Raw genomic sequence first — 23895 nt, forward strand, 5'->3', positions numbered from 1 at the left:
AACAATCGTGAGAAGGAATTTTGAGAATCAAATGGAATATGGAATTTGCCGGTATTTAGTGTACAGGAGGAAAATATGGATTACAAGATTGAAGTTAGTTTAGAAGAAAACAATGAATTCGCAGCTTTTTTGGGCAGTCAAATTAAAGAATTTAATAATGAAAATTCATTTCATCATAAAGAGTCAAGAAAAATTGGCGCCGTCCAGCCTATTCACATTATAGTGACGGATGAAAACCAAAAATGGCTGGGTGGGATATCAGCGAGGATTTATTGGAATTGGCTGGAGATCGACCACTTTTGGTTTAGTGAACAGCTTCGCGGCAAAGGGATTGGCCAAACCTTATTAAAGAAGACTGAAGAAATTGCAGTTAAAAAAGGTGCTGTAAAGGCATTGTTATCCACTTTTAATTTCCAGGCACGAACCTTTTATGAAAAATACGGTTATAAGGTTGTTGGTAAAATTGAAGACTACCCTCCAGGCAGCACGTTTTATACGATGGTAAAACCGTTAAAGGAAGTGTGATTTTTGTATAATTCATTAAAAAGCAATGAGAAGACCCTTGCCAATTTACGGGCTGATTGTGAAAATTGTTTTGGTTTATGCTGTGTAGCACTGCCATATGCAAAATCAGCTGATTTTCCATTCAATAAAGATAGCGGTACGCCATGCCGTAATTTACAGACTGATTACCGTTGCAGCATCCATCAAGATCTTAGAAAAAATGGATTTCGCGGTTGTACTTCCTATGATTGCTTTGGAGCTGGCCAAAAGGTTTCTCGAGTTACTTTCAAAGGAAACGATTGGCGGGATAACCCCGAATCAGCAAAAACAATGTTTGATATACTGCCAATCATGCAGCAGCTCCATGAGATGCTCTACTATTTATATGAGGCGCTGCAATTAGATGATGCCAAGCCTATCCATCCACAATTGGAGGCTGTATTTGAAGAAACGGAAAAACTAACGATGTTAGGTCCAGAGGCGATATTTGCCTTGGACATACCTGTCCATAGAGTCATTGTAAATGAGCTGCTTTTACAAACAAGTAAATTAGTGCGATCTAAAGTATCCGTAAACAAAGGCTGGAACAGAGGCAGGGATTTGATTGGAGCTAAGTTACGAGGTGCTGAACTTAGAGGTGCTAACTTGAGAGGGGCATTGGTAATCGCTGCTGATTTAAGGCAAGCAGATATGAGGAATGCTGATTTAATCGGCGCTGACTTTAGAGATGCGGATCTTAGTGGAGCTGATTTAACCGGAAGTATCTTTCTCACCCAAGCTCAAGTGAACTCGGCTAGAGGAGATAAATATACGAAATTACCTCCTGCACTTCGAGTACCTAATCACTGGCTAATAGAAGTTTAATAGATTTGATTAGTAAAAAGAGAAAGGTGATTAAATGAAAAAGTTTTTCTTTTTGATTTGCCTCGTTTTCTTGGTGTTTGGGGCATATTCTTTCATCAACCATTATTTCTTATAGGAGGATGCGGATTTCCCGCAATTTTTTTCTTATAACAATCAGGAGTATGTGAGTAAAGGCTCTTTTATTCAAACTAGTGATCCTCGGCCAAAACCTAATTTCGAACCTACAACTGTACAACTAAAAGGTGATAAATATGGTTTGTTAAATGGCGGAAGAGTCTTTGAAAATAGTAAAACAAGCGAAATTTATGTAGAAAAAGACCGTGCAGATCCATCCAGATATATTCTTTATATAATAAAAAAATGAAGACCGACCCATATATAGGGGCGACCTTCGTTTTATTAGATTTATAGAAAGGACAATCTTCATTTGTTGGATCACTGCCTACGTTTGTTGAACCATACCCTTCATTTGTTGGACTACAGCCTACGTTTGTTGGACCATGCCCCTCATTACTCTCCCTTAAGCACAATGTCCTTCCAATAACTCCAAGCTCGTAAATATTCTTCTAAATCGTCAGGATGATGTCTGACACAGGTTGCGATTCTAAAGAATAATCCGATCAGCACCTCTTCATACAAGAACTTGTCATCACGACTATTATTTTTTAAATGACTCACTGCCGTATTGATTGTTTCTTTAGTTAAATCATCCGGTGAGGAGCAAAATGCATAAATGAGATCGTAAAGTGGTTCTCCATAAACAGGAGTTGGGTCGATCACACCGCATAATTTCCGATCATCGAAAATAAAGTTGTGTACGCCGCAATCACCATGAAGTAAATAAGGTTCCTTTTTTTTGCTTTTCCTATTCGGGCTTTTAACCAGTTTACCAACTATGTCGAGGTCTTCTTTTTGCAAATGAGAATCTAATGTTTTACTTGCCTCCATGAATCTTTGTTCTAAAAAGGCTTGCCATGAATCCACTACTTCATCTGCCCAGCCCCAGCCTTCTGAATCAGATACGGGCTGATAATGATTGATTAGGTCATGCACCAGGTCAAATAACAGCTCGTTTTTCTTGCTGCGGTTATAGTGAACGGAGCCAGGGATAAACGAATAAACAATATAATGGAACGAAGGATCCACATATACAAGCTTCGGCAACAAACTGAGTTGCTTATAAAAATTCAGGAAATTTGACTCCTCTTCCAGTACGTGCGGTTCATTCATTTTAATCACAAATTTTGTATTCTCATCCTTGCAAAGATATAACTTGCTCGTTGTTCCTCCGCTTAGCTGTTCATATTGAATGTGATGCTGCAGCTTACCTTTATCTGTTAAATCTTTTATAATCTCTTGTATGTTCATTTTTTGCTTACCTACTTTCTAGTTGAATCTTGCGTTTACTTCCCACTCTTCCCTTAACAGCCCCATTCGAATCGAATCATAGTATTTCCCATTGTAAAGTCTGCACTTTCTGAGTCTTGCTTCCATCGTCATGCCAAACTTTTCGCCCACTTTTATCATTCGTTCATTCCCTGACCAAGTTGTATAGCCGACACGCACTAATGGCATTGTTGCGAAAAGATGATTGATCCACAATCGAAGTGCTCTCGTTCCATAACCGCAATTCCAAAATTTCGAATCGTAAATGCCGATGCCCATCTCAAGCCAATTGGAAGGCTCGTGCTCCCAATAATAGCTTACTGTACCGATTACTTCATCATTTACAACAATTGCCCAGCGATTATCCTGATTCACATAGTTTTCTTTCGTTTTAACAAACTTCTCATATGGCACATGTTTATGTTCAAAATAAGGGGCATCCCACTTTTTCCATTCAGGTGATTCGTCTTTATATAACAAATCCCACAGTCTCGAAATATCTTCATTTGAAATAGGACGAATGGTTAGTTCGTTGTCTTTGCATTGGGTTTTTATTGCAATTTTCATGTATTGGCTATTTGACATTTATTCTCTCCTTATTTGATAAAAACACTTTTGTTATGTAATAGGCACTGACTGTAAAAAGCTGCGTAATCTGCTTATTTTGAATCATTTCTTCCATGTCATCAAAATCTACTAACCTTACATTTATTTCTTCGTATGTATCCAGAGTTTGATTGAATGCTTCAAAAGCATCTAGGATTAGATATGTAGCTACTTTATTTGTTTGTGTTGCAGGATTTGTCCAAAATTCCCCTAGAAGGATTGGTTTTTCCTTAGATATATAGCCTGTTTCTTCTTTTATTTCGCGAAGTATCCCTTCTTCATGACTTTCATTATCTTCTACTTTTCCAGCGGGAACTTCCAGGAAAAAGCCATTTCCTGCATGACGGTATTGTTCAACAAGTACAACCTTATTGTCTTTTGTTATAACAACAGCATTAACCCAATCGGAATACTCATTCACATAATATTCGTCAATTACGCTGCCGTTTGGTAGTTGACAAGTATCGATCCTTAAGTTTCCGAACGGTGATTTGTATTGATACTTTGAACTGATTGTTTTCCACATTGAAACCATCCGCTCCTTATTTTTTAACACTTTTTTTCTCGTCAGCTTTTTTTGTCTTTCTCAGATGAACAATCAATATGAAGAGAATGATTTTTGTCTGAATATAAATGTTTTTTGTTTGATTGAGCCTGATTTTTGATCGATTGAGTCTGATTTTTGTTTGAACAGTCCACATTTTTGATTGATCCTGAATTCCAATACTTTATCGTGTTTTTCTCAGGTAGATTCTGTACCTTTTAGCTCTTAAACTCTTGAATTCCAACGGCTTTTTTTGAGGACATAATGATTTTCTTTAAATGTTTCTCTGTATTTCTCAAACGGTTTAGCAATCGACTGGATTAACTCAAATCCCGCTTTTTCCATAGATCTGCATGAATTGATATTGTTTTCCCACGCTTGGGCATGAACTTCTTCTACTTCTAAAATAGTAAAAACAAACTCATAAACCAGATGTCGGGATGCTTTTGTATATCCTTTTCTCCAATGGCTTTTGTTTATACGCTGCGCTTCAGCAGAGATAATATTTTTTCCTTCCACAACGGTTGGCGCCACCCAATAAGTTCCGATAAATTCTTGTGTCTCATTTTTTATGATAGCCCATGCCATTAATTGATCTAAATCGCGATATTTTCTTAACTCCTCATAAGCTTCGGTTTGATTTTGAAAAATCCGGTTTCCTGTCCAAAGATGCATATCTGGTTCCAGAAACATTTTATAAAAAGCTGCACGATCACGTTCAGGATCAATTTTTCTTAACGTTACGATATCCCCAGTTAAGGTAGGAATCTCTTTTTCTTGCATGATGAATCTCCTTAGAGTCAGGTTAATATATACTTCTCTAATTCGTGTTCTTCAATCATGTCTATATTTCTCTTGTTTTTTGAATACTCGATAATATGTTCTTTGATATTTGGATAGAGGATGATGTTATGTAATTCAGAAAGAGGTATCCATTTTACACCTGTCTGATTCGAATCAGGATTTTCAGGTAGCTTAGGTGAAAATCCTTCTTTAATCTTACATTCAAACATAAGCCCTAAAGAATGTCTGTCTCCATATTTCTGCTGATTCAAGTGTGGTGCATATTCATAAACAAATGCTAATGGTCCCACTTCGACTTCAACAGACGCTTCCTCTTTCACTTCTCTCTGAACTGCTTCTTTAATAGATTCATTGGGTTCTGTACCGCCTGCCGGCAAGTTGTAATGCAGCCCGTTTTCGTCCGTAAACTCGATTAAAAGAATAGAATTGTTTTCGATAATGACTGCCCCTGCTCTTACTCTAATGTGAAAATTCATTTTTCAATCTCCTCTTTTTTCATGCCCCATTCCATCAAATATGAATCAGCATCTAAGCTCTTCACGATTTGAAATCCGCATTTTTCATAACTTGCAATGGCTCTTGTATTTGTTTTTTTTACATCTAATAGGACCATTGCAGCACCTTTGCTTATCATTAAATAGTTCAGGATCATTCTGATCATGGAAGTACCGAACCCTTTACCCCATAATTCTGTTACACCAATGAATTGATCAATTCCGAAGATTAATTGAGCACTTGAGTAATCATATTTTTCTAATTCTGACTTTGGTATTTGATAGTACTGTATATAGCCAATAGGGTTATTCTGATATTCCACAATGCATGGTTTCACGTAATGCCGATCTTCAATTCTAGGTTTATATTTATCTATGACTTGTTCCAAACTAATCGGGGCACCTTCATAGTATTTTGAAACATGGGGATCGTTTAGCCATTTCATCATTATGGGATAGTCTGCTTGACGCATCCGTCTTATGCGCAGTTTGTTCTCTATGAATAATTGATCTTTCATGGTCTATGTAAAAATAATCGTGAAGTATCTCGTATAATATTGATAACTGACACTCATCGACTGATTTTCTTTTTTGAAAAGCAGTGCATTTGCTTTCTTATCTCTTCCTACGTATTCCCAACCATCTTTTTTCATCTTCGTAATAAATGGCTCCAGCTTATTTCGTTTTACTACATATTGCTCACCTTTCCACACTTCAACAATTCCTTTATCTTGTACAATCATTCTTGATATGGCCAATGCATACGGAATGGGATTCCCTTGTTGGAAGATCACATCTCTTTTTTGAAAGATTAACAGGATGATTAGACTGAGAATGACTAACGAGGTGATAAATTTTTTCGATTTAAACATAGAGTTTCTACCTCTCCTGCATTGTTAATTTTTTTACAAGCTCAATAATCGGCGTTGATACATCGTCAAAATATGAGTCGTCATACAAATCTACCCAGCGAACATCTAAAATATCTTCATCCTCTTCGATAGTAAGTTCTCCTGAAACAACCTCGCACAAATAGGAATGTTTAGATCCATTTTTAAAAAGAAGATTGATGATTTTGACGTTATACCCTGTTTCCTCTCTTACTTCTCGGACGCAAGCTTGTTCACACGTCTCGGCTGATTCGACTCCGCCCCCGGGGAAGTTCCAGACGATATCGCCTCGTTTTACTTTTTGTTTGACCAGCAAAAGTTGATTGTTTCGAACAATGACACCTTGTGACAACAAGCTCTGCACCTTCTTTATTTCAAATGATTTTCAAAAAAGTTCAAGACCATCACGAGCAGCATGGATGCACCTAACAGACCGAAAAGGACATAGCCCAAAAGCTTAATCCCTTTAGGCAAGCCGCTTACGTTTTCTAACCCTTTTTTATTGAGCGAACCTCCGGATTCTATATTTTGCAGATTCTCGATTGGCGAATAAATCTTTTGTTCCTGTTCATCAAACGTTCTTTTGGATGATTGTGTTTCGTGAATTTTTTTCATCAGCCAATCACTTCTTATGATCAAATGGTTCAACAGCTTATACCTTTTCTACAAAATGACCCAAACTTCCTTTTATTCCCTTACTTTTAATTAAAATACGCCTGCAAATGAGGGACGGAATCCTATCAAAATAGTCCGACATCAAGGATCGGGCATTAAAAAAGAAAGCTAACTCGCTTCCTAACGAGTTAACCTCCTTATCATCAATTTATGCTTCCTGCTCAAACAGCTGAACAAGCTCAACGATTACTTGTGTTGCTTTGATCATGTTGTCGACTGAGATGTATTCGTGTCTGCCGTGGTAATTTTCTCCGCCTGTAAAAATATTTGGCGTCGGCAATCCCATGTAAGACAGCTGTGAACCGTCCGTTCCGCCGCGAATCGGTTTGACGATCGGTTCAATCTCCAAATTTTTCATCGCTTTATAAGCAAGGTCTACAATTTCTTTTACTGGTTCGATCTTCTCTTTCATGTTGTAATATGTGTCTTCCATCTTCAATACAATTTTGTCTTCACCGTATTTTGCTTTTAAATCATCAACGATTCCTTGCATCGTTTCTTTTCTTTTTTGGAAAAGTGCTTTGTCATGATCTCTAATAATATAACCGAGTTTGGTTTGTTCTACGTCGCCTCTTATTCCAGTCAAGTGATAAAAGCCCTCATACCCATCCGTATGCTCAGGTGCTTCTTCCACTGGAAGCTTGCTTTGCAGCTCCATCGCAATTTTCACGGAGTTAACCATCTTGTCCTTGGCAGAACCCGGATGGATGTTCTTCCCTTTAATCGTGATTTTTGCATCAGCTGCATTGAAGCTTTCATATTCAAGTTCACCAAGCGGTCCGCCGTCCATTGTATACGCGAACTTAGCACCGAACGCAGCCACATCGAACTTATGTGGTCCTCTTCCAATCTCTTCATCTGGTGTAAAAGCTACTCTTAGTTTTCCGTGTTTGATTTCCGGGTGCTCGATCAAATATTTCATTGCTGTCATGATTTCGGCGATGCCTGCTTTGTTATCTGCACCGAGCAATGTTGTTCCGTCTGTTGTGATCAAAGTATGTCCTTTATAATTTAGCAAACTTGGAAAATCAGCCGGTGATAATTCGATATGTAAGTCTTTATTTAAGATAATCGTTTCTCCATTATAGTTCTCAACGATTTGTGGATTTACATTTGTGCCTGTGAAATCAGTCGCCGTATCCACATGAGCTAAAAAGCCGATCGTCGGTACATCCTTTTCTGTATTGGATGGAAGTGTAGCCATCACATAGCCATTTTCATCTATCGTTACTTCTTCCATGCCAATTCCCTTTAATTCTTCTACCAATTGGCTGGCTAATGTCAGCTGACCTGGTGTAGATGGTGTGCTTTCACTGCTAGAATCTGATTGCGTATCGATTTTTACATAAGACGTAAATCTTTCAATCATCTCTTGTTTCAATTTTCAATCAACTCCCATTGTTTTGTTTCATTTTATCATGTTTTACATGTGAAGAACGATTTTAAAGAATCATAGCTCTCGAATAGAATTGTGTTTTTTGGTAAAAATATCAAAAAATATACGCGGGGAGCTATGTTCAATGGTATTTAAAAAAAGACGCATTAAAAAGCTACTCGACAATGAAATCGCCAATGATAATTCAATTAAATCGGATGCGGCTCCTTCTGCTGAAGACGCATTGTATTCAAACCTTGAAAAAAACATCTCTCAGATCAATACTTCATTTGGGCATAGTTCGGATTTAGTTTTCGCTAAATTCCTAGTAAATGAATCACTCAAACAAGAAGCGGCATTGATTTATATTGAGGGTTTAGTTAATAAAGAGATTATCAATCATTTCTTAGAGAACATTTCCGTCTCGTCTAAAGAACTGAAAAGTCATACTTCTGTAACACTGAGTCAATCCGATTGGATTGAGCACCTTTCCCTTCCTATCAGCCATTTAAGTGAAATACATGATTTTACTGGTCTTTACCGATCAATACTTTCTGGAAATACCGTTCTTTTATTAGACTCCGCATCAATGGGCTACGGGATGGATACGTGCGGCTGGAAAGGTCGTGATGTTTCAGAATCCGCAACAGAAAATGTTGTAAGAGGTCCGAAAGAAGCTTTTACGGAAGCCATTCAAATCAATACCACATTGATCCGCCGTAAAATTAAAGATCCCCGTTTATGGATTGAGTCCAAGCCAATCGGAAATGTAACACAAACAAGGGTAGCAGTGGTATATATACACGGAATCGCGAATGAAAAACTTGTAAAAGAAGTTCATCAGCGGCTGGACCGAATCGATATCGATGGAATTCTCGAGAGCAACTATATCGAGGAATTTATTCAAGACGAGACATACACTCCTTTTCCAACCGTATATAACACGGAAAGACCTGACGTGATTGCTGCGGGGCTATTAGAAGGACGCATCGCGATTGTCATTGATGGAACACCTTTCGTCTTGCTAGTCCCTGCCTTGTTCACGCACTTTTTTCAGGCGGCAGAAGATTATTATCAGAGATGGGATATTTCAACTCTTTTAAGAATATTACGCGTTTCTGCTTTTTTTATATCATTGCTGGGACCTTCTGTTTATGTCGCTGTTATTAACTTTCACCAAGAAATGCTCCCTTCTACACTATTAGTCAGTCTTGCCGCACAAAGAGAAGGTGTTCCTTTCCCTGCTGTTATAGAGGCATTGATTATGGAAATCACCCTGGAAATTTTGAGGGAAGCTGGACTGCGGCTTCCAAAAGCGATCGGTCAAACCGTATCTATTGTTGGGGCGTTAGTAATTGGTCAAGCTGCTGTCGAGGCTGGAATTATCTCTGCTGCGATGGTAATTGTCGTTTCCATTACAGCGATTTCGAACTTCATTATACCCGCTTATAATATGGGTATTTCCATTCGGATTCTGCGATTTATTTTCATGATTTTAGCAGGGACTTTTGGTCTTTACGGCATTACGATTGGTTTATTCGCACTTTCCCTTCATTTGTGCAGCCTCCGGTCATTTGGCATTCCTTACATGGCTCCGATGGCACCATATATTAAATCTGATATGAAAGATACGCTATGGAGAAAACCAAGATGGAAGTTACTCACACGCCCACGTTTAGTCAATCAAAAAAATATCGATCGAGAACCCAAAACATCATCTGATCAGAAATAGAGGTAATCATCATGTTCTATAAAAAATGGATATTAATCTTTATTTTTGCGTTAAGCCCTTTCTTATCAGGATGCTGGAACAACAGAGAGTTAGAAGAATTAGGTCTTGCCGTAGCCCTGGGAATTGATAAAGAAGACGATCAATATGTTGTTACGGTGCAGATTGTTAATCCAGCTTCTATTGCTTCAAAACAAATGGATACTTCAAGAGCTCCAATTGTTACTTATCAAGAAAAAGGCGATACGATTTTTGATGCGATTAGGCGATTAACGAAAACTGCACCAAGGAAAACTTTCTATCCTCATCTCAAAGTACTCGTTTTAGGAGAAAAAATTGCTAAAGAAGGATTTTCTAAATCACTCGATTTACTTGCCAGAGATCAAGAATTCCGGTCTGACTTTGTTGTTGTTGTTGCTAAAGGGCATCGAGCTGATGAAGTGCTAAATATCCTTGTTCCAGTGGAGAAGATCGCAGCACAGAATATTTTTGCAAAACTGAAAACGTCTGAAGAAGTATTTGCGCCTTCTTATGCTCTTACGTTCGGAAAATTAATCGATGATCTAACAAGTGAGGGCAAAGAACCGGTCATTACAGGTTTAAAAATAATTGGAAATCCTAAGGAAGGCGAAAAAATGAGTAATCTTCAAACCACTAATCCAAAAGTCAGACTGAAATATATCAATCTTGCTGTATTTAAAAAAGATAAATTAAAAGGTTGGCTGACCGAACATGAAAGCAAAGGTTACAACTATTTCAACGATAATGTCAAAAGTACCATTGTTACGGTCCCTTGTTTAGATCAAAAGCAAGATCGTCTATCAGTAGAAATAATTGATACACACACAAAGGTAAAAAGTAAGATGGAGAACGGCATCCCGCACGTACATGCTGTTGTTAATGCACATGCAAATGTAGGGGAAGTTGGGTGTTCCATCAATCTAACTAAGCAAGCCACTATTGATAAAATCGAAAAATTAGTAGAACACGATATCCATGGAAAAATAACCGAAGCTGCTATTGCTGCTCAAAAAAAATATAAAATAGATTTTCTCGGAGCAGGAAAAGTCATCCATCGTTCCGATCCAAAATACTGGAAGACTGCGAAAAAAGGATGGGACGAAAAATTTGTAAAGATAAAAATCACAAGCAAGGTCAATGTTCATATTGATAAAATTGGTAAAAACAGCAACTCATTCTTAAATGAGTTTGATAAAAAATAACGATGTTTAAATATATGTTTCCTATGTTAATAGCTGCAGCCATTCTTTTTATTGATGGACCTACACTAATCAAAATAAAAAACACCTATAAAAAAGATCTGTGGATATATTTAGGTCTGATTAGCTTTGGATTTGCCCTTTTAATCATGCAAATACTTGGCAAAACTATACCTACACCCCTTGATTGGATTTCTTTTCTGTTAAAACCGATAACTGATGGGTTGTAACTACGTTTTTGGAGGCACGTATGTTTGAAAAAGGAATCATCAGTATTAGACAATTCACTATATTGGTTGCCCTTTATACGGTGGGGACTGCGATTTTAATTATCCCATCCATCCTAGCTGCAAATGCAAAGCAAGATGTTTGGCTTGCTGGATTAATCGGACTTGGTATCGGTTTACTTTTGGTTCTGTTAAATTGGTCACTTTCTAAGAGATTTCATTTTATTAACTTTGCAGAGATTATAGAAAAAGTATTTGGCCCGGTTTTAGGAAGAATTTTCTCTTTGATCTTTTTCTTAAGCTATGTTTTTATCTTGGCCGTATTTGTATTGCGTAACATTGGTGATTTCATGACGACGGTTATGATGGTCGAAACACCGATCGAAGCAATCCATCTATTGTTCTTGATTATTGTGCTTTATGGTGTCCGGTTAGGACTAGAAACCTTTACGCGGACAACGGAACTTTTTCTGCCTTGGCTGGTTATCCTTTTTGTGGTGTTATTTTTTACTCTTCTTCCAAAAATGCAAATCATCAACCTATTACCAATCTTAGAGAACGGAATGAAACCTGTATTACGTTCCTCAGTTTCATTAATCGTATTCCCATTCTTGGAACTTATCCTATTCTTAATGATCATTCCGAATGTGAACCAACCTGAGAAAACAAGAGGTGCATACTTGCTAGGAACATTTCTTGGCGGCGGTATACTCATCCTCATATCCACCTTATCCATTTTAGTAATGGGTGTAAATGAAACGAGCCGAAGTATATATCCTACTTTTGATTTATCGAAAACCATCAACATTCGTGAGTTTTTTCAAAGGGTGGAAGCATTTATGGCCCTTATTTGGTTTATTACCGTTTATGTAAAATTAATTGTTTTGACTTATATTTTGTGTGTTGGCATATCACACTCATTAAGAATCCATGACTATAAACTATTAACTTTCCCAATCGGACTATTGATGTTTGTTGTATCTCTAGTCATATTTCCAAGCAGCAGTTATTTGATTGAATTCACCCCTATTTATGATGTATATGCAATCATATGGTTGTTCTTTTTTCCCTTGATTATCTGGGTTGTTTCCCTCATTCGTGGTAAACCGGCTGCACCTCATTAGAATTGTTGAATATCGGTATTGTAGCTGGACAAGAGCATGAGCGACTGCTGATTTTGCCGCCGTATTTTGTCGGTTCGTGGTTATATCGAATTTAATGTGGAATTATGGCTGATTTTCGTGGAATTATGACTGTTTGCCGTGGATATATGAAGACGAAGGTTAAAATGAAGAGGATTCGAGAGCATCGAATCCTAAATTTTAATGAATTTCACCCTCAAAACATGGACGAGAATAAAAAATGACTTAAAACGTGCCATTTCAAGACACTTTTAAGCCATTTTCTCTCCATTTATACGATTGGGAACTTGGTAATCTCTGAAATTAGCACATGACGGCCTTCTTCGTTCGATAAAGCCGCTGCTTCGTTAATTACGGTTAAATTATACATATCTTCTTTTGTGATGAATGGCTGTTTTCCATTTTCAACAGAATCCACCCATTGCTGTATTGCCGAAGACTTTGGTTCTGGAAATTCCGGCGTAACCCACTCGCCTGTACCAAGGTGTTTGCTTTTAATTCGTGCTACTTTATCCTCGATTAAAAGTGTTCCTTCTGTACCATAAAGCTCCAGCTGCTGCGGACTTCCAAATGAAAGGAATCCTGTCTCAATGAGTCCGATTGCTCCAGATTCGTATTCAACCATAACAACCGCATTATCATCGACTTCACGGTTGTGGAAACGGCTTAATTTTCCGCTGACACTCTTCACTTTTCCGCCTAAGCGATTCGTTAAGTAGATCGGATGTGCACCAAGGTCAATCAGCGCTCCCCCTCCACAAGCTTCCTTATCAAAAAAGTGATCCGGGAGCCATCCTTTACCGTTCTCATCTGACGGCACTGCTCCATTATGAGCCACTCGGCATCTCACATTTGTGATGTCTCCAAGCAAACCTTGATCGACAACATTTTGTGCATAGAGATAGAAGCTCTCTGTCAGCCTTGGAAGTGACAGCATAAGATGAACATTGTTTTTTTCAACCGCTGAGAAGATTTCTTCACAATCCTCTACAGAGAATGCTAAAACTTTTTCAGTGAAGATGTGTTTTCCATGATTGGCCGCAGCGATGATGACTTCTTTATGTAGGTTAGTAGGAGTTGTGATAATGATTCCATCAATTTCGGGATTCGATAAAACTGCTTCCAAATCTGCTTCAAACGGAACACCTAATTCTTGAGCCCACTGTTTACCGCGTAAGGAATCCTCGTCCCAAACTTGTTTGATGGAGATCGATTCATTTTCTTGTGCTTCTCTTGCATAATCAACTGCATGTACATGCCACTTGCTTATTAATGCTACATTCATAAAAGCACCTCCCAGTTTTTTATTGATTCCATTATTGCACAACATTGAGCAAGATGTTTAAAATATGTTCTTTTCCAATGAATAAAACAGGAAAAATTAGCTGTAAACTGTATAAAGTATATATGTACTTCAAAATTCACGGGACGGTTAAGGAGGCTTTTTTTTGGAGGAATTCCCTATTATTCATACAAACTTTTGGGATGCATTAATTGCCGTGCCCGCAATCATTGTCCTGATCGAACTATTGAAAGCCTTTTTTCCAAAGTTTCATTCCTGGATTCCAACGGTCGCCAACTTGTTAGGACTTTTCATCTCGATATTCATTGCTCATCCAAATAACTTGTGGGCAGGCATTTTCATGGGTGTTTTTTACGGAAATGCGGCTATTGGAGCATACGCTGCCTTCATAACGTCCCTTCGTTCTTATCGAAATATGGATTCGCACGATAAATACAGATAAAAAGATCCCAAATGCGGGATATTTTTTTGTTGGCTCTGTTAAACATCGCTGTTGAAATGGCAAAGAAAATCTTAACACTCAGGCTAAAAAACAGACTGCCGAGACCCGACGAGGAGGCTTGGCGGTTCGTCCGCGAAAAGGGAGTGGATTTTCTGACTTCCAAGGATTATCAACACTATCAATTAACAGAGCTTTTTTATTAGGCTCTGTTAAAGTTTAATGTTGATATTACTTATAAAAATGAAAGTTACCAATTTGTGGAAGTTCCATTTTTATAATATTTGCTTGTTAAACTAACGCACCCCTTTAGTTTAAGTGTAATTGTTCACAAACTTATTAATTAAATAGTTACATCTATTTTTTTTCAATCGCCATACGCAAGTTCGAGATAACTCCAATAAGCAATACTAACGAACAAACCATTTTTTCAAAAGGTGTTCCAAACAATTGTTGTATAAATCCAAAAGACCAAAGTACAACAAAAAACCAACATATAACGGTTATTCCTCTTTTGTATTTATATAGTTTAATTCTACCAACAATCAACGTAAAAACTACTCCAATAATAGAAATAACGATATTTATAACAGATATTGGTAGCTGTTCAGCGAATGATTCAGACCTTCCACCATTAACACATGTGAATGGAATACTTTTGCTTATAATAAGAAAGTGGATTAAGATAGTCAAAGAGTAAAAAATAATTCCCATAAATACAGCAGTTTTCATATTAATTTTCCTGAGTTTTTCTAAAATAAAATCACCTCATTTTTCTTCCTGTTTCAATTTTATTAATCCAGTAATATACTATTCCTATTTCTCTTACCATCTGACAGGTAACTGAAAGTAAGATTTCGAAGAGTTATCAAAAATCACCATTATTCTTAAACAGAGCAAAAAACATCGGCTAGGTATTCTTGTTGAACTAAACTGCCCGTTAGTTAAACAAGCAGTAACGTTTATATCGTGATTCTAGATAACCTGCCATGCCGAACGATATGTTCTGATTCGCAGTCAGGACAACAGAGCCTTTTATTAAAAAAGCCTGAACCAAAATTAAGCTTTTGGATTCAGACTTTTTCATTATTTATTAAACAAGCAGCTTGTTCATTGCCATATATTCTTCGATTTCTTCTACACTTCTGATGATGTCTTTTGAAAGATTCTCGTGACCGTCTTCTGTTACAAGAATATCATCCTCGAGACGAATTCCAATCGACTCCTCTTCAATGTACAAGCCTGGCTCGATTGTAAGAACCATACCTGGCTCAAGCACACGATCTTTGTATGATCCGACATCATGAGTGTCCAAACCAAGGAAATGCCCTACACTATGGTAATAGTATTTCGAAAGTTCGGAATCGTCTTGAATGAGTCCAATATTCTTTAGTTCTTCAGATAAAACTTTACGAGCATGCTTATCTAATTCTGCATACTTCGAGCCCGGCTTAACAAGCTTCGTCGTTTCTTTTAACGCTTTAAGCACAATGTTGTAAATCTCTTTTTGACGCGGCGAGAACTTTCCGTCGACTGGGAATGTAAAGCTAATATCCGCATTGTAGTAATCCTTCTGTGCACCAAGATCTAACAGAATCAGATCCCCTTGATTGATCTGGGCATCGTTATCTTCATAATGAAGAACCGTCGCGTTCTTGCCGCTTGCTAAAATCGTTCCGAAAGCAAAATCCTTCACGCCAGAAGATTTCAGAACAAAGTCAAAATGTGCTTCCAGCTGGTATTCCATCATACCTGCTTTTGCATGTTTCAGTACGTTGTATATGCCCTCTTTTGTGATGTTAATCGCTTCTTTTATCTTTTGGATCTCAACAGCTGTTTTCACAACACGCAGTTCACAAATTTCAGGATACACGTTGCTGATTGTTACGTGTGGATAATGTTCGCGCAGATGCTTGGCAAACTGCAGCGTTTTTGTATGGGTTCCAGACCATTCACGGCGTTCTAGATCCAAGCATACATGTTTCATATTTTCATTAAAAAATGTTTGAGTTAACATCTTTTCAAAGTTCTCATGAAACACTACCGTTTCGACTCCTGAGATCGCTTTTGCCTCTTCTTGTGAAACGGTTTTGCCAACCCACTTCTCCATGACAGGATCTGCTTTTTCGATATACAACGTTTCTTTTACTTCATTACCTGTCTTCTTGATTACTAAGGTAACGTTTGCTTCGTTGATTCCTGTGAGGTAGTAAAAGTTACGGTTCGGGACAAATTTGTGGCGTTCGTCTGCAGTCTTAAAAGGTGCTTCCCCCGCAAAAAGAATCGTCACAGATTCATTCGGCAGCACTTCCTTTAAACGGCTGCGATTTTGAGCATAAAAGTAATCTTTCATGTAGAATCCTCCTCTTTTTATAAAAATCGACTGATTGGTTTATTTATGTAATTCTATTATAGAGTATCCATAGTCTGTTGACAGCCATTTTTTGAATTTTTTTATAATTCTCTTGTCATAAAAAAGCTATTAGGGTCTTCTTTATAATCTGCAAACGGTTGGCAATTTTGAAATCCGAAACTAGCATATAGTCTTCTTGCAGGTTCAAAGGCTTTCTGTGATCCAGTTTCTAAACTTAATCTTTTATACCCGCGTGTTTTGGCTTCATCTATTATGTATTGCAGCATATTTCTCGCTACACCTTTTCTAAGATGCGATGATGAGGTCCGCATGGATTTGATCTCGCCATGCTGTCTGTCCAGTTCTTTAAGAGCCCCGCAACCCATCAATTCTCCACTTTCCCATACACTCCAAAATGTAATGTCCGGTTTCCGCAATGAATCAAGATCCAATGCATGTATGCTTTCAGGTGGTGAATGAAGCGTCATGCTATAAAGGTGCTCGTTAATCAAACCAGCAATCTCCATTCCGGTTAAATCGTCTTTTTTTATTAGCATGAAACCATCCTTCTCTTCATTTGGCTTGGCCTTTTAATTCCACTTTAATAATCTCCTATTTTCATTAACAAGATCAATTCAAATACTAGATTACCATAAATTTCAAATCTTTTTTTAATAAGAAATTAACTTTGTATAATGAGGGGGTCTGTCCCGGGACAGACCCCTTTTCCTATTTAATTTTGCGCTCGTATTTCTCATATTCCGCTCGTATTTCTCGCACCTGCCATAAAAAAATGACTTAAAAAGCTGTTACAGCATCTTTTTAAGTCATTTTAATTTCTATTTTCAAAAAACTAATTCATTGTGGACATGGTCCTGTCCGATTCCACTTGTTGTTCAAACATGGATGAAACTTCTTGAGCAGATACCGGCTGGCTGAAAAAGTATCCTTGAGCTTCATTGCATTGTCTTTGCTTTAGAAATTGGAGCTGCTCTTTTGTTTCGACTCCTTCAGCTATTACTTTTAAGTTCAGGTTATGAGCCATGTTAATAATCGTCTCCACGAGCGAAGCATCTTTTGCATCCGTATAGATATTTCTTGTGAAGCTCTGGTCAATTTTCAAAGTATTGATTGGAAAGGTCTTTAGATAGCTTAATGAAGAGTATCCTGTTCCAAAGTCATCAATGGACAAATGAATCCCCATGCTTTTTAATTGCTCCATTTTAGATACCGCATATTTTGAATCTTGGATGATGCTTTCCGTTAACTCCAGCTCAAGATAGTTAGGATGAAGTTCCGTTTTTTCCAGAATGCCACTGACCATTTTAACTAAATCGCTCTGTTGAAATTGCCTTGATGAAATATTAACTGACATTTTTATAGGGGGATATCCTGCATTTTGCCATGTTTTATTTTGAAGACAAGCTCCGTGAAGAACCCATTCTCCTATTTGTAAAATTAAACCTGTTTCTTCTGCGATTGGGATGAATTCAACCGGAGAGATATTCCCCCATTCAGGATGGTGCCAGCGAATAAGTGCCTCTACCCCAACTAGCTCCCCTGTGACTACATCTACCTGCGGCTGATAAACAATCTTAAACTCGTTTTGTTCCAGTGCTTTCCGAAGCCCGATCTCGAGCTTCATTCTTTTTGATACTAATTCATTCATTTCTGGCGTGTAAAATTGAAAATTATTTTTACCTTGTTCTTTTACGCGGTACATTGCGGTATCCGCATTTTTTATCAATGTATCGATATCTTTGCCGTCTGATGGATACACGGCTACCCCAATCGAAGGTGTGACAAATAACTCTTGTTCATTGAGCATAACGGATTGACTAAAAATCTCGATTATTCTCTGAGCTTTTTTCGTGATTTCATCAGAGGTTGAATGAGGGATCAATACGATAAATTCATCCCCGCCTTGCCTGCATACCGTATCTGATTTCCCTACACTGTCTTCAATTCTTTTGGCAATCTCTATTAACAATTGATCACCAGCCGAGTGTCCTAATGTATCATTGATAAATTTGAAGCGATCCAGGTCAATAAATAGGATACCGATCGTATGCTTATTTTCATCCGCTTGCTCTAATGCTTGGGAAAGACGGTCGTTTAATAACAGACGATTAGGAAGTCCGGTTAATGGATCACGATAAACCATCTGATGAATTTTTTTCTCATTTCTTTTTCGTTCGGTAATATCTCGGATGATACTGCTAAAATAGACATCGTCATTTTCCTTCCACGCCGCCAGAGAAAGTTCGATTGGAAATTCGAGACCGTCTTTTTTTAACCCTTCCAGTTCAACGGTTTGCCCCATTACCTTTGGTTTACCTTCAGAAAGGAAACGTTCCATTCCCTTTTGGTGAGCCATTTTATATTTATCAGGTATAATGATTTGAAGATTTCTTCCTATTGCTTCTTTATCTTGAAACCCAAAGATCTGCTGGGCTCCATAGTTCCATGATATAATCGTTCCTTTACTATCAGCTAGAATAATGGCATCATTAGCGGACTCTATAACTGAACGGAATTTTCTTTCTGAAAATAACGATTGATACCGAAATCGTTTATCTATAAAAGTACTAATAAAAACTAAACCTAGAATGATGAGTGTGCCTGCTCCGATTACATAGGCTAAAAATGTACTATCGATCTGTGCTCCTGCTAAGTTTGAATGATGATGAGGTTTAAAGCTAACAGCTGACATCCCCACATAATGCATGCCAGCAATCGCCATCCCCATAATGAGGGCACTGCCTGTTTTCCTCCACCACATTTTCTTATCGCTGCTGTTTTCACTTACAAAGAACAACAAATATAACGCGACAATTGAAGCGATAAAGGCAATGATCCCAGAGAGAATCCATAAAAAAGGACTGTACTCAATAATCGCTCCCATTTTCATAGCTGTCATTCCTGTAAAATGCATACACACGATTCCTGATGCTATCAAAAATCCTCCCAGCAAAACTTGCCGAGTTCCCATTTTACTTCTGCTGATGATATAAAAAGCAAGACCTGAGGAAATAACGGCTGGAAGAATTGATACTATGACCATCGTTAAATTATAGGTAACCGGAATGGAAAGATGCATGGCAAGCATCGCTATAAAATGCATAGCCCATATGCCCAGCCCTAAGGCAATAGCTCCTGTTATTAACCAAATGTGACGCGCAGAAGACTTTGCCTTTTTTATTTGAACACCTAACTCTAAAGCAGCAAATGAAGCTATTACTGCAATAATAATTGAAAGCACAACAAGAGGTATATAATATGTATGAGTGACTGCCTCCATTAATAAAACTCCTTATCTATTATTCAAGCCAATCTAAAATCAAGATTGGTAAAAGCCATATTTACTATATCGGTAAAACTTGCCATTCTATTATAGATTATTAATAACGCTGTTAAACCATTCTTCTTGTACACCATCAAACACTCAAAAAAGAGCTCACACGCTGGTAAGCTCTTTTTTGAATATAGTTCTGTTTTAAACGATTTCACCTGGTTGCTTTTTTAAAGCAATTAATTCTTCTATTTGTTCAAGGTGTCTTTTTTCATGGTAGCCGATAAAGGGTATCCATTGATCCAGGCTCATTAAGCCGAAGACGGGATGTGGGAATCCTTTTTCCTGCAGGATTTCTTTGGATGTTTGGTTTACTAGCTGTAACAGCGACTCTCGTGAACTCTTTAACTTCTCTTTGACTGTGTTTAACGTTAAAAAATTTTCAGTAGGCACAACATAAGGCGGAGCTTCTATTTTTATTGAACGGTCTACCGTGTTTTGAATAGGTTTTAGTTGGATTGATACAGCTTCACCGTTCTTCAGGATTTTGTTTATCGCTTTCGTAATGCTCATTTCTATTAAGTACAAATGATCTAACACTTGCATAATAGACCATTTATCTTCTTTCACCTTTTCATTTAACTGTTCATCTGAGAAACCTTCTACAGTTTCCCAAAGTTTCTCCCGTACATCGTTAATGAAAGCGATATCATTCTTCATTTTAATACACTCCTTTTCAAATCGATATCCTGACAAATTCACTTATATTAAATTCTAGCATAAGTTGTTTTTTCCTCGTAAACTCGTTATATTGAAACTTACAAATATTGCATTTAAATTATGTTAAGAGGGAACGCATTGAATACGAAGAAAGAATCTACTAACCAGTTTTATCTTAAAATGAGAGTATTTTATTTGATAGCAACAGCGATTACCATACCATTAGGACTTGCCTCCAGAAAATACAGCGATTGGCTGCTGGCATTTTTTGCGCAGAATGCCGGGGATATGCTGTGGGCCATGATGGTTTATTTCGGGTTCCGTTTTTTATTCGTACGCATGAGGTTATCTGCAGCCATTTGGCTTAGTTTCCTATTCAGCTTCGGTATAGAATTCAGCCAGCTCTATCAAGAAAACTGGATCAATCAGATTCGGCATACTTTGCTAGGCTCATTGATTCTGGGGCAAGGTTTTCTTCTCATAGATTTAGTTCGTTATGCTACTGGAATTGCGATTGCATCTTTATTGGCATATCGTCTATTATTCAAATTAAATGACACTTATCTTTTTTGATAAGTGCCTTTTATTTTATTTCACGAGTATTTTTTCTAGAACTTTTTGTATTTCATATCCTTCTTCAAAATCGATTAATTTCGCATCTTCTCCATTTAATGCTTTTATTAATTCATCTACTAAGTTAAGTGGTTCCTCAGTTGTGTCTGCCTCAACTGCTGAGAGGTCCTCACCTTTCCCTGCCATTTCTAAAACCGTCCAGTTTCTCAGTGCTATCGTTCCTTCTGTTCCGTAAATTTTCAGGAGTACTTCTTCTTTCTCAGCCGTTTGGCTCAGTCCATCGAGAAGGACCGGTACACCGTTTGCGAGTTGTAACCGAGCGATCACACTTGTTTCACATAACGCCGGATCTTCGGGATACTCCATAAAAGTATCTACAGATGTAATCGGTCCGAAAAACCTTTGAACCATTTGCAAATAATGAGGAACAACTTCTCTCACGAACCCGCCTTGTTCTCGTCCAGCAATCCATGGATTTTGCTGCCATGGACGCGGCCATTCATGAAAATGTACTTTCACTTCGACTCTGAGCAGTTCCCCAATATACTTTTCTTTGATTAACGTATCTATATGATGAAACTCTGATCGATAAAAAATGGGAAAGTTCATAGCATTTATAAGATTCTTCCCGTGAACGGCTTCTCTCATCTCATCTGCTTCTTCCAAACTATTCGCAAGCGGTTTTTCACAAAGGATGTGTTTGCCTTTCTTTGCAGTATCAAGAGCAATCTGATGATGATATTTTGGCGGAACTGCAATATACACAAGCTCTACTTCATCTGAAGCTATCAGATTTTGGTAATCTGTATACGCCTCAGCGTTTGGCAGCTGTTCTTTCGTTGCTTGTAATACTGATTCGTTTGCATCACATATCGCCACGATTTCCACTTCAGGATGTTCGTTAAACATTTTTAATAGACGCTGCCCAATCGCGCCTAATCCAATGATTCCTATTTTCAATGCGTTCAGCTCCTTATTGATTTCATGTTGTTTATTTCATAATAACTCTAATTTTAGAAAAAGCTCTAATCAATAATTGCTCTATTTGCCTGCGCAAAATTTAATGAATGTGCATTTTGAAATTTATGGTAGCATTATTTTATAGAACTGACAGGGGGAAATATGGAGGATGAGAAGATATCCGAAAGAATTTATAGCTTATCTTGTCTTAAGTTTATTGTTTATTTATCTGGTCGATCTCTTCACTCAAAAGCCTGGCAGAATCGGAGGAAACGGCAATCTCGGTATAATTCCTCTAAGTCTTTCTTTGATTTTCATCGTGTTGTTCGGAATCTCAATAATAAAACAATTAAAGAGATTTGAGCTGACCAGTAAAAAATGGATAATGCTCTTGGCATTTTCTTTAAGTATTCTGATTCTGACCATTGTTATGGAGTTTCATTTCTTTAATGATTTAATTAAGGAGCTTGGTGGACCTCCTACTGTTGAAGGCTCTGATATATACAGGTTCGGCTGGCTCAATCAGGGAACGAATACGCTGTATGTAAATATGTACACGTTCTTAGCTTTTTGTTCTTTAATTGTATCCTGTTATTCTGCTCAAGCCTTTCTTAAACAGAAATTACCTTTGAAAGGATGATCAAAAGTTGATACCGCATATTGAAAATCAATGGTAAGAACGCTGAACTAGATAATTTATAGTATCCAGCAACGATAAACTTTGGCCACTTCACTGCTATCAGGTGAGGAATAGAAAAAATTTATGGATTGGACTTGCATCTCCAAAGACTAGATCGTGACATGAAGGAATTATTTCATACAAATTAGACACTTGTTATTAGAATAATAAATCGTATTAGCTCTTTATTCTTTCTCTAGCAGAGTTCGTATTTTTCGTTACTGGAACTAAAGAATAAGCTTTAGCCAGTCCAAATTTAGGCATGTTACTATAAATTGCTTCTGCCCCTTTATTAACAATGTTATAACTTTCGTGGTATATACCAACACTGCCATCGTCACCTATTTTTTTATTAAAATCCTTCCATGCTTTAAGATGGGTTTTCCCATGAGCGTATGCTTCTAATTGTTCGAAACTTCTCCAATACTGGATAAGTGTTACTCCACGCCAATTAAATAGGAATTCGGTATGAAGAAATCCTAATTGCGGGTTTTGATATAACTCTCTTATCATTGGACCCATTGCTTTAAAGACTGGAATCCATTTAGAAAAAGATAAAATTTTATTAACACGCATACCTATGATGAACAGTACAAAATTTTCATCTGTGTCTGCCATATATCTTCCTTTAAATATTTTTTTCATATCATTTCCTCCATATTTCAGAACAAACCTGGTTAATTGAACGGATAACTCAAACAAAAAAACTCTTTGTAAACGCCCGAATTGTGAAACGACCTCGTAATGATCAAGGCCCAGTACTACAAGAAACCTTGTAGCTGTTAATCTTTAATTTTTTCGCATAACAAATCTGTGCTGTTTGACCAGTTTCAGCACCCCAGTCCTTCCACAAGACATCAAACATATCACCATATGCAGGATCATGAATTTTCCGGTCTGTTATGATGGCAAGAAAACTTTGATAAGGGTGACCCTCTTTGTAAAGAAAATTCCTTATGGCGCTTTTTCCTGAATGGTTGTTGTGAATTGAAGGGGCAGCTAACGGCGGAGCGATTACTAAAATTAATACTGCGATAACAAGGATCAAGTACACCTTTTTCTTCAAAGTGAAATCTCCCTCTTAATGTTTTTCTAATTTTTTTATTCGGTCTTCTA

General features: G+C 37.5%; 27 protein-coding genes. 8 read left to right on the forward strand and 19 right to left on the reverse strand.

Going from position 1 to position 23895, the window contains the following annotated elements; genetic code table 11:
• Positions 1–75: 75 nt before the first annotated feature.
• Positions 76–525 carry a GNAT family N-acetyltransferase gene (locus RGB74_RS14050; RefSeq protein ID WP_310759921.1) on the forward strand — a complete coding sequence of 150 codons (450 nt, stop codon included), beginning with the start codon at positions 76–78 and terminating at the stop codon, positions 523–525.
• 3 nt (positions 526–528) lie between these two features.
• Complete coding sequence (locus RGB74_RS14055; RefSeq protein ID WP_310759922.1) at positions 529–1368, forward strand: pentapeptide repeat-containing protein; 840 nt, start codon at positions 529–531, stop codon at positions 1366–1368.
• A 510-nt stretch (positions 1369–1878) separates the two neighbouring features.
• On the opposite strand, the gene RGB74_RS14060 is transcribed toward RGB74_RS14055, so the two are convergent.
• From RGB74_RS14060 to pepT, 10 genes are all read right to left on the reverse strand, one after another.
• Entirely contained in the window at positions 1879–2736 is an 858-nt protein-coding gene (locus RGB74_RS14060; protein ID WP_310759923.1) for an aminoglycoside phosphotransferase family protein, read from the reverse strand.
• A gap of 18 nt (positions 2737–2754) precedes the next feature.
• Positions 2755–3339, reverse strand: a complete 585-nt coding sequence (locus RGB74_RS14065) for a GNAT family N-acetyltransferase (RefSeq protein WP_310759924.1) — start codon at positions 3337–3339, stop codon at positions 2755–2757.
• Complete coding sequence (locus RGB74_RS14070) at positions 3329–3886, reverse strand: NUDIX hydrolase (RefSeq protein ID WP_310759925.1); 558 nt, start codon at positions 3884–3886, stop codon at positions 3329–3331. The genes RGB74_RS14065 and RGB74_RS14070 overlap by 11 nt, the downstream gene beginning before the upstream one ends.
• Positions 3887–4129: 243 nt before the next feature.
• On the reverse strand, positions 4130–4687 hold the full coding sequence (locus tag RGB74_RS14075) for a GNAT family N-acetyltransferase (RefSeq protein WP_310759926.1): 558 nt from the start codon (positions 4685–4687) through the stop codon (positions 4130–4132).
• 17 nt (positions 4688–4704) lie between these two features.
• Positions 4705–5184, reverse strand: a complete 480-nt coding sequence (locus RGB74_RS14080; protein ID WP_310759927.1) for an NUDIX domain-containing protein — start codon at positions 5182–5184, stop codon at positions 4705–4707.
• Positions 5181–5720, reverse strand: coding sequence for a GNAT family N-acetyltransferase (locus RGB74_RS14085; protein WP_310759928.1), 540 nt, complete (start codon positions 5718–5720; stop codon positions 5181–5183). The genes RGB74_RS14080 and RGB74_RS14085 overlap by 4 nt, the downstream gene beginning before the upstream one ends.
• Positions 5721–5723: 3 nt before the next feature.
• Entirely contained in the window at positions 5724–6074 is a 351-nt protein-coding gene (locus tag RGB74_RS14090) for a hypothetical protein (protein WP_310759929.1), read from the reverse strand.
• Positions 6075–6081: 7 nt separating this feature from the next.
• Positions 6082–6447 carry an NUDIX hydrolase gene (locus RGB74_RS14095; RefSeq protein WP_310759930.1) on the reverse strand — a complete coding sequence of 122 codons (366 nt, stop codon included), beginning with the start codon at positions 6445–6447 and terminating at the stop codon, positions 6082–6084.
• Positions 6448–6461: 14 nt separating this feature from the next.
• On the reverse strand, positions 6462–6707 hold the full coding sequence (locus RGB74_RS14100) for a hypothetical protein (RefSeq protein WP_310759931.1): 246 nt from the start codon (positions 6705–6707) through the stop codon (positions 6462–6464).
• Between the two features lie 208 nt (positions 6708–6915).
• On the reverse strand, positions 6916–8148 hold the full coding sequence (gene pepT, locus RGB74_RS14105; protein WP_310759932.1) for a peptidase T: 1233 nt from the start codon (positions 8146–8148) through the stop codon (positions 6916–6918).
• Positions 8149–8287: 139 nt separating this feature from the next.
• Between pepT and RGB74_RS14110 the strand changes: the two genes are divergently transcribed.
• The 3 genes from RGB74_RS14110 to RGB74_RS14120 all read left to right on the forward strand — a co-directional run bounded on the left by RGB74_RS14110 (position 8288) and on the right by RGB74_RS14120 (position 12442).
• Positions 8288–9874 carry a spore germination protein gene (locus RGB74_RS14110; RefSeq protein ID WP_310759933.1) on the forward strand — a complete coding sequence of 529 codons (1587 nt, stop codon included), beginning with the start codon at positions 8288–8290 and terminating at the stop codon, positions 9872–9874.
• 11 nt (positions 9875–9885) lie between these two features.
• A complete protein-coding gene (locus tag RGB74_RS14115) occupies positions 9886–11094 on the forward strand; it encodes a Ger(x)C family spore germination protein (protein ID WP_310759934.1) in 1209 nt (402 codons plus the stop codon).
• Between the two features lie 247 nt (positions 11095–11341).
• Entirely contained in the window at positions 11342–12442 is a 1101-nt protein-coding gene (locus RGB74_RS14120; RefSeq protein ID WP_310759935.1) for a GerAB/ArcD/ProY family transporter, read from the forward strand.
• A 289-nt stretch (positions 12443–12731) separates the two neighbouring features.
• Here RGB74_RS14120 and RGB74_RS14125 read toward each other — a convergent pair whose 3' ends face one another.
• Positions 12732–13745 carry a Gfo/Idh/MocA family protein gene (locus RGB74_RS14125; protein ID WP_310759936.1) on the reverse strand — a complete coding sequence of 338 codons (1014 nt, stop codon included), beginning with the start codon at positions 13743–13745 and terminating at the stop codon, positions 12732–12734.
• 163 nt (positions 13746–13908) lie between these two features.
• On the opposite strand from RGB74_RS14125, the gene RGB74_RS14130 reads away from it, so the two are divergent.
• Entirely contained in the window at positions 13909–14205 is a 297-nt protein-coding gene (locus RGB74_RS14130; RefSeq protein WP_310759937.1) for a hypothetical protein, read from the forward strand.
• A 354-nt stretch (positions 14206–14559) separates the two neighbouring features.
• Here the strand turns inward: RGB74_RS14130 and RGB74_RS14135 are convergent, their stop codons facing one another.
• From RGB74_RS14135 to RGB74_RS14155, 5 genes are all read right to left on the reverse strand, one after another.
• A complete protein-coding gene (locus RGB74_RS14135) occupies positions 14560–14934 on the reverse strand; it encodes a hypothetical protein (RefSeq protein ID WP_310759938.1) in 375 nt (124 codons plus the stop codon).
• A gap of 361 nt (positions 14935–15295) precedes the next feature.
• Complete coding sequence (locus RGB74_RS14140; protein WP_310759939.1) at positions 15296–16555, reverse strand: aminopeptidase P family protein; 1260 nt, start codon at positions 16553–16555, stop codon at positions 15296–15298.
• Between the two features lie 101 nt (positions 16556–16656).
• Complete coding sequence (locus tag RGB74_RS14145; RefSeq protein WP_310759940.1) at positions 16657–17112, reverse strand: GNAT family N-acetyltransferase; 456 nt, start codon at positions 17110–17112, stop codon at positions 16657–16659.
• A 296-nt stretch (positions 17113–17408) separates the two neighbouring features.
• A complete protein-coding gene (locus RGB74_RS14150) occupies positions 17409–19856 on the reverse strand; it encodes an EAL domain-containing protein (protein WP_310759941.1) in 2448 nt (815 codons plus the stop codon).
• A 195-nt stretch (positions 19857–20051) separates the two neighbouring features.
• Positions 20052–20567, reverse strand: coding sequence for a DinB family protein (locus tag RGB74_RS14155; RefSeq protein ID WP_310759942.1), 516 nt, complete (start codon positions 20565–20567; stop codon positions 20052–20054).
• A 138-nt stretch (positions 20568–20705) separates the two neighbouring features.
• Here RGB74_RS14155 and RGB74_RS14160 point away from each other — a divergent pair, with 138 nt between their 5' ends.
• Positions 20706–21140 carry a ribosomal maturation YjgA family protein gene (locus RGB74_RS14160; RefSeq protein WP_310759943.1) on the forward strand — a complete coding sequence of 145 codons (435 nt, stop codon included), beginning with the start codon at positions 20706–20708 and terminating at the stop codon, positions 21138–21140.
• A gap of 15 nt (positions 21141–21155) precedes the next feature.
• Here RGB74_RS14160 and RGB74_RS14165 read toward each other — a convergent pair whose 3' ends face one another.
• Positions 21156–22100 carry a Gfo/Idh/MocA family protein gene (locus RGB74_RS14165; protein WP_310759944.1) on the reverse strand — a complete coding sequence of 315 codons (945 nt, stop codon included), beginning with the start codon at positions 22098–22100 and terminating at the stop codon, positions 21156–21158.
• Between the two features lie 169 nt (positions 22101–22269).
• Here RGB74_RS14165 and RGB74_RS14170 point away from each other — a divergent pair, with 169 nt between their 5' ends.
• A complete protein-coding gene (locus tag RGB74_RS14170) occupies positions 22270–22740 on the forward strand; it encodes a hypothetical protein (protein WP_310759945.1) in 471 nt (156 codons plus the stop codon).
• A gap of 216 nt (positions 22741–22956) precedes the next feature.
• On the opposite strand, the gene RGB74_RS14175 is transcribed toward RGB74_RS14170, so the two are convergent.
• Positions 22957–23424 carry a DUF4188 domain-containing protein gene (locus RGB74_RS14175; protein WP_310759946.1) on the reverse strand — a complete coding sequence of 156 codons (468 nt, stop codon included), beginning with the start codon at positions 23422–23424 and terminating at the stop codon, positions 22957–22959.
• Between the two features lie 103 nt (positions 23425–23527).
• Positions 23528–23845: a hypothetical protein gene (locus tag RGB74_RS14180; RefSeq protein ID WP_310759947.1), complete on the reverse strand. Its 318-nt coding sequence runs from the start codon at positions 23843–23845 to the stop codon at positions 23528–23530.
• Positions 23846–23895: the final 50 nt, after the last annotated feature.

The organism is Bacillus sp. NEB1478, assembly GCF_031582965.1.
GTDB lineage: Bacteria > Bacillota > Bacilli > Bacillales > Fictibacillaceae > Fictibacillus.